At 59.2% G+C, this 15,914-nt stretch carries 10 protein-coding genes; 3 read left to right on the forward strand and 7 right to left on the reverse strand.

The window, feature by feature from the left end:
- Nucleotides 1-42: 42 nt before the first annotated feature.
- Complete coding sequence (locus G6L01_RS02955; protein WP_070167743.1) at nucleotides 43-2,220, reverse strand: methyl-accepting chemotaxis protein; 2,178 nt, start codon at nucleotides 2,218-2,220, stop codon at nucleotides 43-45.
- A gap of 224 nt (nucleotides 2,221-2,444) precedes the next feature.
- Nucleotides 2,445-2,834 (reverse strand): hypothetical protein, encoded by a 390-nt coding sequence (locus tag G6L01_RS02960; RefSeq protein ID WP_015915280.1) that lies wholly within the window; start codon nucleotides 2,832-2,834, stop codon nucleotides 2,445-2,447.
- A gap of 289 nt (nucleotides 2,835-3,123) precedes the next feature.
- On the opposite strand from G6L01_RS02960, the gene G6L01_RS02965 reads away from it, so the two are divergent.
- Nucleotides 3,124-4,707, forward strand: coding sequence for a helicase HerA-like C-terminal domain-containing protein (locus G6L01_RS02965; protein WP_070167744.1), 1,584 nt, complete (start codon nucleotides 3,124-3,126; stop codon nucleotides 4,705-4,707).
- A gap of 271 nt (nucleotides 4,708-4,978) precedes the next feature.
- On the forward strand, nucleotides 4,979-9,040 hold the full coding sequence (locus G6L01_RS02970) for a HigA family addiction module antitoxin (RefSeq protein ID WP_139190243.1): 4,062 nt from the start codon (nucleotides 4,979-4,981) through the stop codon (nucleotides 9,038-9,040).
- A gap of 219 nt (nucleotides 9,041-9,259) precedes the next feature.
- Here the strand turns inward: G6L01_RS02970 and G6L01_RS28100 are convergent, their stop codons facing one another.
- Nucleotides 9,260-10,066 carry a methyl-accepting chemotaxis protein gene (locus G6L01_RS28100; RefSeq protein ID WP_420360664.1) on the reverse strand — a complete coding sequence of 269 codons (807 nt, stop codon included), beginning with the start codon at nucleotides 10,064-10,066 and terminating at the stop codon, nucleotides 9,260-9,262.
- Between the two features lie 62 nt (nucleotides 10,067-10,128).
- Nucleotides 10,129-11,076, reverse strand: coding sequence for an MCP four helix bundle domain-containing protein (locus tag G6L01_RS28105; protein ID WP_420360665.1), 948 nt, complete (start codon nucleotides 11,074-11,076; stop codon nucleotides 10,129-10,131).
- 349 nt (nucleotides 11,077-11,425) lie between these two features.
- Between G6L01_RS28105 and G6L01_RS02980 the strand changes: the two genes are divergently transcribed.
- A complete protein-coding gene (locus G6L01_RS02980; RefSeq protein ID WP_070149978.1) occupies nucleotides 11,426-12,298 on the forward strand; it encodes an undecaprenyl-diphosphate phosphatase in 873 nt (290 codons plus the stop codon).
- A gap of 9 nt (nucleotides 12,299-12,307) precedes the next feature.
- Here the strand turns inward: G6L01_RS02980 and G6L01_RS02985 are convergent, their stop codons facing one another.
- The 3 genes from G6L01_RS02985 to xylF form a co-directional block, all read right to left on the reverse strand.
- Entirely contained in the window at nucleotides 12,308-13,093 is a 786-nt protein-coding gene (locus G6L01_RS02985) for an ATP-binding cassette domain-containing protein (RefSeq protein WP_070167746.1), read from the reverse strand.
- A 17-nt stretch (nucleotides 13,094-13,110) separates the two neighbouring features.
- Nucleotides 13,111-14,424, reverse strand: a complete 1,314-nt coding sequence (locus G6L01_RS02990; protein ID WP_070167747.1) for a sugar ABC transporter permease — start codon at nucleotides 14,422-14,424, stop codon at nucleotides 13,111-13,113.
- 328 nt (nucleotides 14,425-14,752) lie between these two features.
- Entirely contained in the window at nucleotides 14,753-15,793 is a 1,041-nt protein-coding gene (gene xylF, locus G6L01_RS02995) for a D-xylose ABC transporter substrate-binding protein (protein ID WP_070167748.1), read from the reverse strand.
- Nucleotides 15,794-15,914 lie beyond the last annotated feature (121 nt).

Here is a 15,914-nt window from a genome sequence, read left to right on the forward strand (position 1 = left end):
GCATTTATCTTCATGCAGATGATCGAAGACCCGATGCCGATCTCACGACGCCTTGGCGTAGCGCTGGGGCTGGCCGGAATTGGTCCGGAAACGCCGGACCATATGGGCGAGGTTTTCGGTTTCCTGGGCAAGGCTCTGGGCCGCGGCGGTGGTTTCTTCCACCATGGCGGCGTTCTGCTGGGTGACCTTGTCCATGACATCGCCCGCATTGGTGACTTCGCGCAGCGATGTGGCCTGTTCGCGGGCCGAATTGGCAATGTCTGTTATTGTCGAGCTCATGTTGGCGACCTGATCGACAATCTGTTGCAGCGAGGACCCCGAGGCACTGACGAGATGGACACCCGTTTCAACCTGGGCACTGGAGGTGGAGATCAGCGCTTTGATTTCGCGGGCTGCATTGGCGGAGCGCTGGGCGAGTTCGCGCACTTCCTGCGCCACCACGGCAAAACCCTTGCCCGATTCCCCGGCGCGGGCCGCTTCAACCCCGGCATTCAGGGCCAAAAGATTGGTCTGGAAGGCGATCTCGTCGATAACGCCGATGATATTGCCGATCTTTTCGGATGAGCCCTGGATGGCGGTCATCGCCTCGATGGCGCGGGAGACGATATCTCCGCCCTTGGCGGCATTGTCGCGGGTGGCGGTAACGACCGACTGCGCCCGGCCAGCCCCGTCGGCCGTGCCGTCGATGGCGCGTGACACATCGCCGAGTGCTGCAATGGTTTCTTCCAGCGATGCGGCCTGCTGTTCGGTGCGCCGCGCCAGGTCGTTGGAGGCGGCGGAAATTTCGCCAAGACCGGACCGGATCGTGCCGATTGCGTGGACAACGGCGCCGATCGCCTCCTCAAGGCTTGCCACCGATGTGTTGAAATTCTGGCGGATTGCGTCGAATTCCGGTGCGACATTGTCCTGCATGCGCACGGTCAGATCGCCTGCGGCCAGGGCATCGAAGCCAGCCTGGACCTGCTGGACAAACTGTAGCAAATCTTCGGCTTTGGCCTTTTCCAGCGCGCTCTGGCGTTCCCGGTCCTGTTCCACGCTTTTGCGCAAGGAATCCTGTTCCTGCTGCACGCGCAGGCCATTGGCGAGTTCGCGGCGGAACTGGTCGAGCGCTGTCGCCAAGGTGCCAAATTCATCGGGACGGCCTGTTCCGGCAATCGGTTTATCGTAATCGCCACCGGCCATCACACGCACGCCTGCCACCACATTGGCCAAGGGACGACGCACGATCAGCGTCGAGACAAAGTAAATCAGGCAAAGACCAATCGTCAGCATGATCAGGCAACTGGATGATATGGCGATGATCTGTTCCTTGATCGGACCTGTGAAGGTCTTGTCCGGAATGTCCAGAACGGTGGCCCAGGTCTTGTTCATACCGGGGCTGGTAAAGGGAAAGACAATCCGTGTCGCGCCATCCCGCAGGCCATGGATGATGCGCGTCTTGCCATCGGCAAGCGCCGCCTTGACCTCGGCGGCCCCGGTATCGGCATAGTCTTTCATCATCAGGGACTTGTCGGTATTAACGAGCCATTTGCCGTTATCGGCCAGCAGCATGATGCGGCCATCTTCGAAGGGCCGCAAAGCGCTGATTGTCGCGGCGAGATCGTCCAGCTTGATATCGACGCCCGCCAGACCGACAATCTTGCCATTCACTCTTACCGGCAAGGATATCGATGTCAGCAACTGGCCGGTGGTTGAGATATAAGGCTGGGTAATCAGGCTCTTGCCGGTTGCCAGAGGTTCGGCATACCATTGTTCGGTGGTTTTGATGTCCCAGGTGGAAAATCCCAGCTTGCCGCTGTCATCCTTGGTCCAATAGGCCGTGAACAGACCTTGTTTATTGGTGCCCTCAGCGCCTTGCAGTTTGAGATCCGCGGGGACATCAGGCAATTCGGTCATCCATGCGCCGAACATGCTTGGATATTGTGGTGGAATGTTTTTCAGCGCGGCGATGACATCGGCGCGGCTGCCGGCGCCGTTTTCAATCAATCCTGACAGGCTTGCCGCGACGCTGTTCGCAGAGGAAACCACATTGGTAATATCTGCCGTTACCTGCCTGGAGGCAAGCTCGGCCTTTTGCGTCGCCACGGCGACAATATTGTCGCTCAGTTGCGTTTTGGTGGCAAATATGCCGACAATCGAGAAGCCGCCCAGAGATATCGTTATCACGACCCCTGCTGCCAGCAGAAGCTTTGCTGAAACCGATTGCACTGGCATTTTCATCAAATGACTCCGACTGGTTGTAAGTCCTACGGAACCGTATCTTTGATTTTCTAAATAAATGCTAATGTTCGGTGTTAAAATCCAAATAGCCTGCGAATACCACCATGTATGGCAAGCACACCTGCGTCCAACCTTCAACGCGTTGCAAATATCTCAAATGCATCAGGTGCTTGAGATATTTGCAAGGTTTGAGATATTTGAAAGGAGAGTCTGACTGGTGCGTGTTAGACGAACTGGCTAAGGCCCGGTACGGATGCCACGACCTTGTCCACGACTTCGTCACCAGCATGTTCGCGGGCAATGGCCATGGTTTCCTTGGCAAGCGCCGAAATTTCTCCCATGCCTAGTCCAAGGCTCATCAATTGCTGCCCGAGACCCATGATGCCGCCGCCGCCGATGGCGCTCATCAGGCCACCCAGCAGGCCGCCGCTCTTGCCTTCGCCATTGTGCATAGCCACCAGTTCAGGTGCGCCGGGCATGGCTTCGATCATCCGGGCAACCGCGCCGTCATCGGCTTCGCGCTGCAAAAAGCCCAGCATCATGCCAAGCGCCTTTTCCGCCGTGTCCGGGGCGATGCCGACATTGTCGGAAATGCGGGTGACCAATTCGCTCATGGGATGCTCCTCAAAGGTTTTTTGACGTTCACGTCAACGTAATTTACTCAGGCCGCAAACTCAAGCGGCAAGCGCCTTCAATCTGCTCAAAGCCGTGTGAAACCGCTGACGGAGTTGAGGATGTTCCATATTCTGCTAAGAACAACAAGTGCATGACCGAAGGGGCATTCGGCGATTGTACACGTCCTTCAATCGAAACCGGTTGAGGGAGAAGACCATGCAGCGCTTATGTGTTTGATAAAACGCCCGGTGCTGTTGTCGCGAAGGCGTGTCGAGGGGATGTGACGCGATGCTTGAAGATGGAAAATTGTTTCTCGGCGCCAGCCGCAAGCCGGATGATGCGTTTAACGCACCGGAATATCTGGATCTGAAACTGGCCAACCGCCACGGGCTGATCACCGGCGCCACCGGCACCGGCAAGACCGTGACGCTGCAAATCCTGGCGGAAGGTTTCGCCAGTGCGGGTGTGCCGGTGTTCTGCGCCGATATCAAGGGTGATCTGTCGGGCATCGCCGCGCCGGGGGAGGCCAAGGATTTCCTGCTGAAGCGCGCTGAGGAGATCGGGCTTTCGCCCTATCCCTTCGCGGAATTTCCGGTCACCTTCTGGGATCTCTACGGCGAAAAGGGTCACAGGGTCCGCACCACCATCGCCGAAATGGGGCCGCTTCTGCTGGCCCGGCTGATGGAGGCCTCGGAAGCCCAGGAAGGCGTGCTGAACATTGCCTTCAAAATCGCCGATAAGGGCGGGTTGGCGCTGCTGGATCTCAAGGATTTGCAGGCGCTGCTGACCTATATGGCGGAAAATTCCAGTGAACTATCGGGCCAGTTCGGGCTGGTGTCCAAGTCCTCGGTCGGCTCGCTGCAACGGGCGTTGCTGCTGCTGGAAAGCCAGGGCGCCGACCAGTTCTTTGGTGAGCCGGCGCTGTCTATCCAGGATATCATGCGGGTCGCGCCGGATGGGCGAGGGACGATTTCGGTGCTGGCCGCCGACCGGCTGATGATGAACCCACGGCTTTACGCCACATTCCTGCTCTGGCTACTTTCGGAACTGTTCGAGGAACTGCCTGAGGTTGGCGATCTGGCTCAGCCCAAACTGGTGTTCTTCTTTGATGAGGCGCATCTGCTGTTTCGCGATGCGCCAAGCGTTCTTGTCGAGCGGGTGGAGCAGGTGGTGCGGTTGATCCGCTCCAAAGGCGTCGGCGTTTATTTCGTCACGCAAAATCCGCTGGATGTGCCGGAAACCATCCTGGCGCAATTGGGCAACCGGGTGCAGCATGCGTTGCGTGCCTATACGCCCCGCGAACAGAAGGCGGTAAAGACCGCCGCCGAAACCTTCCGGCCCAATCCGGCCTTTTCCTGCGAAGAGGTGATTACGGCACTTGGCACCGGTGAAGCGCTGGTCTCGACCCTTCAGGGCAAGGGCGTACCCTCAATGGTCGAGCGCACCCTGATCCGCCCGCCCTCCGCCCGCATCGGCCCGCTGACCGACAGCGAACGGGCGACAATCATCGGCGCCAGCCCCATGGCGACCCTCTATGATCGCACCATCGACCGGCACTCGGCCTTCGAAATCCTCGCGGAACGGGCCGAAAAAGCCGCAGGCCGCAGCGGGGCCGACGATAGGACCGATGACGGCGCCGAAGACAGCAGCGCCGCCAGCCGCTGGAAATTGCCGGGCTTTGGCGATGAAGCACCAGACCAAAAAACCACCACCACCCGCCAAGCGCCTGACCGCACCGCACCCCCCGGCCGCCAACGCCAAACGGTGATCGAGGCCGCGATGAAAAGCGCCGCCCGCTCACTCGCTAGCCAAGTCGCCAACCAGCTCGGCCGGGCGCTGGTGCGGGGCATTTTGGGGAGTTTGAAGCGGTAGGGGTGGGGTATTTGGTGGGGGCTTTTGGGCCGGAGTGGACAAAAAATCGACCACTGGAAGACAGCTTTGTGCTCTCGGTTCGGTCATTTGGAGCTACTTGACCGTACCCGAAAAGCAGTCGTCCGTCGAGGCTCGACATAACGAATCCATCACAGCGCCATCCGCGCCGTTTGCTGGGGTTCTTGTACAATTATCTCTCACCCAAGTTGACGTCTGTATTGTGTAGCGCTACACTACTGCGACTTTTGGATCGTGCCGTTAGGATTTTAACGTGAACAATGAAATTCAACACCCCGGCATTTACGTGCGCGAGCAAGTCATCCCCGCTGGGATGAGCGTTACGAAGGCAGCGGCGCAGCTCGAAATCGGTCGCCCCGCACTTTCCAATTTCTTGAACGGCAACGCCGATCTGTCCCCCGAAATGGCGGCTAGGCTTGAGGCTGCGTTCGGCGCATCCGCTCGTGACCTTCTCGACCGTCAGAGCGCATGGAGCGCTGCTCGCGCGAAGCGCTCAACTGAGACGTCAGCCATCAAATCCTACGTGCCGCCATTTCTACAAATCAAGGCGGCTCGCATTGAGGCATGGGCTTCGTCGGGCATCGCCGCGCGGCATCGACTCTCGGTGTTTTTGCGAACCCTCGTCAACTCAACCGCCTCCAACCTCTCAAAGGTTGATTTCCCCGGCAACGATGACAGCGAGCAACCGGGCTGGGACGGTGAGATCATTTCGGAACAGGCAACGCCGTGGATTCCAGCGGGCCACTCTGGTTGGGAGTTCGGGGTTAACCAAAACATCAAGACGAAGGCGGATCACGACTACGGAAAAAGCGTTGGCGGAACGGTGGACGCTGTCCGTAAAAACATGACGTTCGTGTTTGTCACGCCTCGCGATTGGTCCGGCAAGGCCGCGTGGATCAAGGAGCAGAAGGCGAAGAAACACTGGAAGGACGTGCGCGCTTACGATGCCAGCGACCTTGAGCAATGGCTGGAACAGTCGCTCCCCGGCCAGACTTGGTTCGCCAACGAAACTGGGCAGGACTCAGATGGTGCGCTCTCGCTCGACGAGGCGTGGAAGGTCTGGAGCGCGGATTGTAAACCTGAGCTGACGCCTGCCCTGTTCACCGATGCTGTGCGGTCAGCGGAAGCCACCGTGCGTCGTGGTCTGACCGAAACGCCCTATCGCCCTCTTGTTGTCACCGCCGATTCCAAGGATGAAGCACTCGGTTTCCTCAGCTCCGTTTTTGCGCTCGATAGCAAAGAATTCAGCGTTTACCGTGACCGCGTGATTGTCTTTCGCAAGCCTGGTGCGTTGAGTAAGCTGGCGTCGCAGGTTTCAAACTTCATCCCGGTGATCGCATCGCGCGAGGTCGAAAAGGAATTTGCACCGTTCAGCGCATCAATGCCATCCTTCGTTATCTACACGCGTAACGCGCTGGCCGAACAGCCCGACATCGAACTTGAAACCCTGAACTGGCAGTCGTTCGAAGCGGCCTTGCAGACAATGGGTCTGGACCGCGACCGCATTGATCAACTCAACCGTGAATCCGGCCGGTCGCCGACCGTCTTGCGACGCCGCCTTTCCCAGCTGCCAGCAATTAACCGCCCCGATTGGGCATCGGATGCTGTCTTGGCAGCTAGCCTGATTCCTTTCTTTTTCGGGGGGACTTGGAAGGCCGACAACAAGACCGATCAGGCGATGCTGGAATTGCTGGCCGGAGACGTGCCGTTCGCCGAGCTAGAACGCCGCCTGTTGGCGTTGCTGCCGCTCGACGGTTCGCCGGTCTGGTCGGTTGGTTCGCTGCGCGGCGTCGTTTCGAAAATCGACCTGTTATTCGCAATCCGCGACGCCATCACGGCTGTCGATCTGGAACGGTTCTTCGCTGTCGCAGAGGTCGTTCTGAGCGAGGATGATCCAAGGCTTGAGTTGGCTGAGAAGGACCGTTGGGCTGCGAACATCTACGGCAAGCAGCGCGAAATTTCGGGAGCACTGCGCAACGGCCTCGGCGAGACGCTGGTGCTGCTATCTGTCTACGGTCACAGCCTGTTCAAAACACGTATCGACTTCGACGCGGCGGTGCGCGCGTCCGTCCTCGTGCGGACGCTGCTGATGCCAATGACTCCGCATCTTCTGGAATCGCAGATCGACAATGTGGGGGTGTACGCCGAGGCCGCCCCTGAGACCTTCCTGTCGATCATTGAAGCCGATTTGAAGACAGACGACTCCGCCGCCATGGCGATGATCCGACCCAATAGTGACGCGATGTTCGGGAGCACCCCCCGCACCAGCTTGCTGTGGGCGCTAGAAGGGCTGGGTTGGTCTCAGCAACTGTTCATGCGGACGGTGTTGGTGCTTGGCAAGCTTGCCGAACGGCCACTTCACGACAATCTAATTAACAAGCCCTCCAATAGCCTCGCGGCGATGTTCAGGGCCTGGATGCCGCAGACGAGCGCGCCATTGGCGGCACGAAAGGCTGCGTTTAAGAAGCTGGCTGTAGAGTATCCCATGGTGGCGTGGCCGATCTGTCTCGACCAGTTTGCGCCGCATTCGAGGTTCGGCGGTTATAGCCATAAGCCGCGCTGGCGCCCGGACGGTCATGGCCTTGGCGATCCCATTTCGGGAAGCGAAGCGAATGATTTCGCGTTGTTCGCCTTTGACATGGCGATCAACTGGCCTTCGCTGACGTGCGGCATGATATGTGACTTGGTAGATAATCTGAGTGGTGTCGCGGAGGAACTCCAATTTAAAGTCTGGGACTTGATCGATGCGTGGACGGCGACGGCCACTGATGAGGACAAGGCTGCGGTGCGCGAGCGCATCCGCGTGACCACCATGACTAGGCGGGCAATCCTGCAAAAAGGCGGGCGCAAGGCGATTAAGACAGATTCGCGCGCGAGGGCAGCGTACGACCGGCTCGAACCGAAAGACCCTGTGCAGCGGAATGCGTGGCTGTTTAGCAAGTCTTGGGTCGATGAGTCGGCTGACGAGATCCAGGATGAGGCTTTCGATTATCACGCCCGCGACGAGCGCATTACTCGCCTGCGCGAAAACGCTGCACAGGAAGTATTTCAGACAGGCGGCGTCGCTGCCGTGATGAAGTTGGCCGAGACTGGTGATGCCGGTTATAATCTGGGCTGGGCGTTCGCGGCTACCATGAGCGATGAAGCTGCGTTGATCGAAGCCGTGCTGAAATTCATCGGGGGCGGCGATCTCGACGGTGCCCGGCGGGCGGTGGTCATGGGGATTCTGGCCCAAGGATCTGGACGTAATATTCTCGATAAGGCGGCGCATCGGGTATCGGACGAAAAGGTGGTGCCGTTGCTGACAAGCGCTCCGTTCGACCGGGCGACATGGGCGGTTTTAGACTCGTTTGATGACGATATTCGCACAGCTTATTGGCGCGAGGTCCCTCCCAACTGGAATCGCGACGAGGACGACCTGTTGGTCGGCGTAATGAATTTGTTGAAAGCCAATCGCCCGCGCGCGGCCTTCCGGTTCGCACACTTCTCGATGAATGAACTGCCGCCGCTGGTGCTATTTGATCTACTCGCTGCCATTGCCCGCGGATCGGACGAACCGGCAAATACCTATCAGCTCGACCGGCATGATCTGCGCAAGGCATTCCGTCGACTGAGTGGGAGCGCTGACGTGAAAACCGACGCGATGGCAGGCCTAGAATTCGCGTTCATCGACATTTTCGACGACGGGGAAGGTAACCCGGAAAACCTCGAAAAGGAAATCGCGCGCAACCCCGAACTGTTCGTTCAGGCGGTCGGCTTCTCGTTCAAGCGAAGCGACGGTAACGAAGACCCAGCCGAGCTGCGGTCGGATCACAGCGAGCAAAAATCCACCCGCGCACACGCCGCCTACAAGCTGCTCGATGTCATTGCTCTCATTCCCGGAAGTAAGGATGACAGGACGATCGACAGCGCTGATCTGGTGCGTTGGATCGAGAATGCCCGCACCGGTTGCGCCGCAATCGCGCGTGAACACGTGGGCGACCAGATGCTCGGTAAGCTTTTATCACATGCGCCGGTAGACGAGGACGGCGTCTGGCCATGTATCCCCGTCCGCGATGCTCTTGAGAAGGTAATGACGGAGCATATCGGTCGCGGCCTTCAAATGGCGCTCTTTAATTCGCGTGGCGCGACCTGGCGCGGCCATGGCGGCGATCAAGAACGTGAGCTTGCGACGAAATACGCGCTGTGGGCGGACGCGATGGAATACACCCACCCGCGTGTGGCGGCGGTGCATCGCGATATGGAGCGCAGGTATCTCTACCATGCGGAACGTGAGGACACTGACGCCAAGGCCAACCGGCGACTGATGCGCTGACCTCCGCAGAGGGGCGCGAGTATCGACTGTTTGCGAATAGCAACCATAATGGCGCTTGCAACCTCATTCCCCAAATAGATCCAACCCACGGCACTCTTCACCCAAGCTTCGCCTCCTCATCCGCCTGCTGCACCTTCTCCCCCCATTTTTCAAAACGGGAGGGAGAAATGCCAGGAGCCCTCCGCGCCCCGCCAACCAGCTTCGCCCCCTCACGCCTGCTTACGCCGCATAACGGTTGTCGACGCTTCTTGATCCGCCGGGAACGATGAAGCGGGAGACGAGTTGTTGCAAGCGCACGCTTTCCTGCGCAAGGTTGGCGCTGGCGGCGCTGGTTTCTTCTACCATGGCGGCGTTCTGCTGGGTGACCTGGTCCATCTGGTTGACGGCGGTATTGACCTCTGACAGGCCGACCGATTGTTCACGCGAGGAGGTGGCGATGGCGTCCATCAGGCCGTTGATCGTCGTGACGTGCTGCTCGATGGCTTTCAGAACCTCGCCGGTTTCTTGCACCTGACGCACGCCGTTTTCCACTTCCTGGGTGGATTTGTTGATCAGTTCCTTGATTTCGCGTGCGGCCTTGGCCGAGCGTTGCGCCAGTTCCCGCACTTCTGTGGCGACCACCGCAAAGCCACGGCCCGCTTCGCCCGCACGGGCGGCTTCGACACCGGCATTCAGGGCGAGAAGATTGGTCTGGAAGGCAATCTCGTCAATCACGGTGATGATGTTGGAGATCTGGTTAGAGGAGTGCTCGATACGCTGCATGGCGCTGATGGCTTCGCCAACCACCTGGCCGGAATGCACCGCGCTGCTATTGGCTTCCTTGGCCACGCCGCGCGCTTCTTCCACCCGGCGAGAGGAATTGCTGACATTGACGGTGATCTGGTCGAGGGCGGCGGCTGTCTCTTCCAGCGATGCGGCCTGCTGTTCCGTGCGCTTGGAAAGGTCGTCCGCACTCTGGCTGACTTCGCGTGAGCCGTCGCTGATAGCATTAGCAGAGGTGGCAACGGTGGAAATCGTGCTGCCCAATTGGGCGACAGCGGTATTCAGGTCGAGGCGCAGAGCGTCGAATTCCGGGGCAAACGGTTCTTTCAGTTCAAAGCCGAGATCGCCTGCCGCCAGCGCTTCAGGCCAGATGCAAGACCTGCGGTGGCTTCCTGCAATTTCTTCTGTGCCGCTGCTTCGGCCTCCTGCTGAAGGCGCAGCTTGTCTGCTTCGGCCTTCTGGCGGTTGCTGGCGGCTTCGGCTTCCAGGGCACGGCTGTGGAGAATGCCGTCCTTGAACACCTGAAGCGCGGCGGCCATGGCGCCGATTTCGTCCTTGCGGCTCATGTAAGGCACGCTGCCGCTGGTATCGCCGGAAGACAAGGTCCGCATATTGTCCGTCATATGCTTCAAGGGGCGCACGACCCGCAGGCTGCTGACCAGTGCCGCACCGATGCCGATGCTGAACGCTAAGGCAAGAGCGATATAGGTCACGGTCGTGGCCAGGGAGATTTGCTCGGCGTTGGAGGCGCCCTCGTCTTTAACGTTGTTGGCCAGATCGTCAACAGCGGCCTGGATATCGTCACCGGCCTTGGCATAGGTCGCCAGGGACTCTCCCAGAAACAGCTGTTTTGCCTCATCCGCATTGCCGCTGTCCGTTAAGGTCTTGACCTTCTGCCACAATTGCTCGGCCTTGGCCCAGTCCCTGGAGAAGGTGTCGTAAAGCTCCTGGTCTTCTTTGTCGACGATCAGCGGCTCATACTGCTTTCTAGCCTTCGCGAGTGCTTCATAGCCATTGTTCAGCGATCCCAGAAACACAGCCCGCTGTTCAGGTGTGGTGGCGCTGCGATAATTGCTCTGCGCAACGCGGATATCGCCCAGATCAGCATTGATCTGCCCCATAAGGATGAAGGAAGGAACCCGCTTATCGACGATCTTGTTGGTCCCATCCGATATGGTGTTCAGCGACGTCACCGCATAAATGCCCTGGCCAACTACCACCAGAAGAATGACCGCGAACAGGGATATGAGAAGTTGGCCAAGAGAGATGCGCATTTTTAATCTCCAGAGCCGGACGGCCCGCTTTCTTGCAGAGTTACCATTATGGTGTTGCTAATCCTCAGTTTAATGGCAAATAGGTTTAAACATTAATAATGTTGAATAATATCAAGAAAACCCAGCCAACCTTTTGATTTTCCTGTAAAAACAGAAGAGGAGGAGTGCGCTCGTCTTGAGAGACTAGCGCCAGCGCAAATCGCGGACTTGCTGTACTGTTTTTGGTATTCTGTCACGATCCGGCAATATACTGTCTTGCTTATGCCATGGTCGCGGTTTCAAAACACCTGGCGTTTGATGCCAGAACAAGCAATGAACGAGCAATGAGCGGCTAGGCAAAGGGTATAAGATGGCGGATGCATGCGTGGTGGGTTCGGCAACGGGTTTTGTCGATCTGAGTTTTATCCAGACCGCGTTTCTAGGCGTGGTGCAGGGGGTGACGGAACTGGTGCCGGTTTCCTCCTCGGCCCATATGCGGGTGGTGCCAGCGCTGCTGGGCTGGCCTGATCCGGGCGCCGCCTTTTCGGCTGCCATGCAGATGGCGGCGCTGGTTGGCGTCATCAGCTATTTCTGGCGCGACATTTACGGACTGGCCAGCGGTTCGATCAGCGCCGTCAAACGCCGTGACTTTGAGAATTTCGATTTCCAGCTGGTGCTGTGGATTTTGATCGCCACGCTGCCGATTATCGTCGCCGGGCTGGCGCTGTCGCATACGCTGAACAGCTGCGGTTCACCGCTGCGCAGCCTCTGGGCCGTGGGGCTGGCCTGTCTGGTCATGGGCGGGCTGCTGGCCGCCACCGAGCTTCTAGCCAAACATCGCCGTGACCTGCCCAGTATTCGCCCGCTGGATATTCTTCTCGTCGGCATCGCCCAGGTCGGCGCGCTGATTCCCGGCGTGTCACGCTCCGGCGCGACGATGACGGCGGCCTTGGCGTTGGGCTTCAAGCGGGAGGAAGCAGCGCGCTTTTCCTTCCTGCTTGGCTTGCCGGCCATTCTTCTGGCCGGTCTCAAGGAGGTCTGGGAATTGCACAAGCTGGCGCTGGACAGCCATGGCTGGGCGCTGCTCGGGGTCGGCCTGGTGGCGGGCGGCATCTCCTCGCTCATCGCCATCTGGGGCCTGATGCGCTTTCTGGAGCGTTTCTCCACCTGGCCCTTCGTGATCTACCGGATCATTCTGGGCGTGGTGCTGCTGGCGGCTGCCGCCTCCGGCATGGCTTCGTAAACCTGGGTCTCAAACCACCTGCATCGCGCCGGGGCCAGGCACGGCACCGGGCGGCACCTTGCCCATGATGATCATGCCCAGCACTTCATCCTTGGTGACATCCTGCGTGCGGGCGTGGCCGACCACCTTGCCGTTCTTCATCACAAACACCCGGTCGGCGAGATCGAAGACATCGTGGATGTCGTGGCTGATCAGGAAAATGCCGATACCTTCCTTTTTCAGTTGCAGGATCAGTTCCCCCACCTGAGCGGTTTCCTGGGGGCCGAGCGCTGCGGTCGGCTCATCCATGATCAGGATGCGGGCATCGAACAGGATGGCGCGGGCGATGGCCACCGATTGCCGCTGGCCGCCTGACAACGCTTTCACCGGCTCCTTGAAGCGCTGGAAATTCGGATTGAGCCGCCCCATCACCTCACGCGCCTTGGCCTCCATGGCCACATCATCCAGCGTCCCCCAGGGGGTGCGCAACTCGCGTCCCAGATAAAGATTGGCGGCGGCATCGACATTGTCGGCGACGGCCAGTGTCTGGTAGATGGTCTCGATGCCGTGGCGCTTGGCATCACGCGGATTGCTGATGTCGACAGGTTGACCATTGATCAGGATCTCGCCGGTATCGCGTTTATAGGCGCCCGACAGGATCTTGATCAGCGTCGATTTGCCCGCACCGTTATGGCCGAGCAGGGCGACGACCTCACCTGCATGAAGATCCACCGAGGCATTATCGACGGCGTGAATACCGCCGAAGGAGATGGAGATATTCTTCATTTCCACAAGAGGCGTGTTCTGTTGTGTCATAACGTTTCTCCTGCTTTTTATCGGGTGCGGGCGCGGTAAACCGTATCCAGCCAGACCGCGACGACCAGCACCATGCCGATGACGATGCTTTGCAGCGGTGTATCCATGCCCAGCAGCACCATGCCCGAATTCAGCGATTGCATGACGATGGCACCCAGGACCGCACCGGCAATGGTGCCGGCACCACCGGCCAGCGATGTGCCGCCAATCACGGCTGCGGCAATGGTATAAAGCTCGTCCAGCGTGCCTTGCGCATTGGTGGCGGCATTGAGACGGGCGGTGGAAATCGCTGCGGCAATGGCGCAAAGTGCGCCCATCAGCGCGAAGATCCGCACTGTTACCCAGCGGGTCTTGATGCCCGCCAGCACGGCAGCTTCCGGATTGCCGCCAATGGCAAACACATAGCGGCCAAACCGGGTGCGGTTGGTGATGAAATTCATGACCATGGCAATGCCAAGCGCGATCAGCACCGGAATGGCGATGCCCAGCGAAATATCCAGCCCGCTGTCCGGCCAGGCGATATTGTTGGCCTCGGCATATTTGCGGGCCAGGTTGACGGGCATGTAATAGCTGTTGAGTACGCTGACGGAGCCGAGCACCGCGCCACAGCCGATCAGCCCCATGAAAGATTCGGCCCAGATGGGCTTTAGCGGAAAGCCGAACCGCTTGCGCTGACGGCGAGAATGCAGGATGGACAACACGATGAACACGCAGGCGATGACCCCGACCACCCAACTGGCGGTGGCCCCGATCGAGCCATCCGCGCCGCCGCCCATCAGGCGAAAACGGGTATCCATCGGCGCGACCGTCGCGCCGCTCGTCACCATCCAGGCGCAGCCGCGCCAGACCAGCAGACCACCGAGCGTGACGATGAAGGACGGCACGTTGAGAAAGGCGATGATCGCGCCCTGAAACGCCCCGATTGCCGCGCCGATGACAATGCCGAGCGAGAGCGCCAGCACCCACATCAGCGGATGATCGTAGCCGAGCAGAACCGGCAAAAACTTGGTCTGCGTCACCGCCATCATCATGCCGACAAAGCCAAGGATTGATCCGACCGATAGATCGATATTACGGGTAACGATAACCAGCACCATCCCGGTGGCCATGACAGAGACCGACGCGGCCTGAACCGACAGGTTCCACAGGTTGCGCGGCGTCAGAAACAACCCATCCGACAGGATATGGAAGCCGAACCAGATGAGCAGCAGCGCGACCACCATGCCCATCAGCCGGGTGTCGATTTCGGTGGCATTCAAAAACCGCCGCCAGGGACTGACCGTTGACGGACGCGCACTGCTGGATGCTGCGCCAAGTGTGTGATCCACCATGGATCGGTTACTCCTCTATGATCTTAAAGATCTGCGCTAAGGGGCCGCTTTCGTGCCAGCTTTGGTGGCGCGTATGGGATGCGTTTGAGGGGCGGCGGGGTTACCCCCCTCTGTCCTGCCGGACATCTCCCCCTCAAGGGGAGAGATCGACTCGCGGTTTATCCCTAGCAGTTCATTTCAGCGTTTCGGGTTCAGCGACGGGTGATGGGAGAGGAGCATTTAACTCTATCCAATCTCCCCCCATGAGGGGGAGATGCCCGGCAGGGCAGAGGGGGGTAAGCCACACACAGCAGCGCATGTTTCCGCTGCTGCGGCTCCCCACCAGCCCTTACTTGCAGACTGCTACCGCGCCGGCTTTCACGCCCTGGCACAACTCGCTCTTGGTGATCCACTTGGCATCGAGAACAACGTTGAGATTGTCCTTGGTGATGGCCTGCGGCATCAGGAATTGCGATTCCATTTCCACGCCCTTGGTGCCGCCTTTGAACTTGGCGGTGCCGGGGATTTCGCTCATCTTCTTGCCACCGGCCAGCGCCACGGCCACATCACCGGCTTTCTTGCCCAGCATGCGGCTGTCTTTCCAGACGGAGACGGTCTGGGTGCCAAGTGCCACGCGGTTCAGCGCTGCCTTGTCGCCATCCTGACCGGAAACCGGCACGGAACCGGCAAGCCCCTGTGCTTCCAGCGCTGCGACAACGCCGCCCGCCATGCCGTCATTGGAAGAGACGACCGCATCGACCTTGTTGTTGTTGGCGGTCAAAAACTGCTCCATGTTCTTCTGGGCAATTTCCGGCTTCCAGCCATCGGTATAGGCTTCGCCAACATTCTTGATCTTGCCGCTGGCCATGGCGTCTTTCAGCACTTCCATCTGGCCGGAAAACACGAAATCGGCGTTCGGATCGGTCGAGCCGCCCTTGATGAACACGTAATTGCCTGTGGGCTTGACCTTCATCACGTCCTTGGCCTGCAAGCGGCCGACTTCCTTGTTGTCGAAGGTGATATAATAGGTGTTGGGGTTCTCGATCAGGCGGTCGTAGCCGATGACGGGAATGCCCTCAGCCGCAGCCTTTTCGATGGCCGGGCCGATGGCGCTTGAATCCTGCGCCAGTACGATCAGCGCATTGGCGCCCTGGGCAATCAGGCTTTCGATATCGGTCAGCTGCTTGGCGGCGGATGTCTGGGCGTCGGCGGAAATATACTTGGCGCCATGCGCCTTCAGCGCTTCCTTGATGGCGGCTTCATCAGTCTTCCAGCGCTCTTCCTGGAAGTTGGACCAGGACACGCCAACCACCAGATCCTTGGCATGAACAGGAGCATAGGCAGACGTCATGACGGCAGCCACTGCCATCAGTTTCAAAACGGATTTCATTGTAAACCTCCCCAGGTGAAGGCAGCGCGGGCAGACCTCCTCGTCCGCCGCCACGCTGCCAGAAAACTGCCTCTGTTCCCCAATCATCAGGCTCTTACAAGCCGGCGATTGTTTTTCTCGA

The sequence above is a fragment of the Agrobacterium vitis genome (assembly GCF_013337045.2).
GTDB classification, from domain to species: domain Bacteria; phylum Pseudomonadota; class Alphaproteobacteria; order Rhizobiales; family Rhizobiaceae; genus Allorhizobium; species Allorhizobium vitis_B.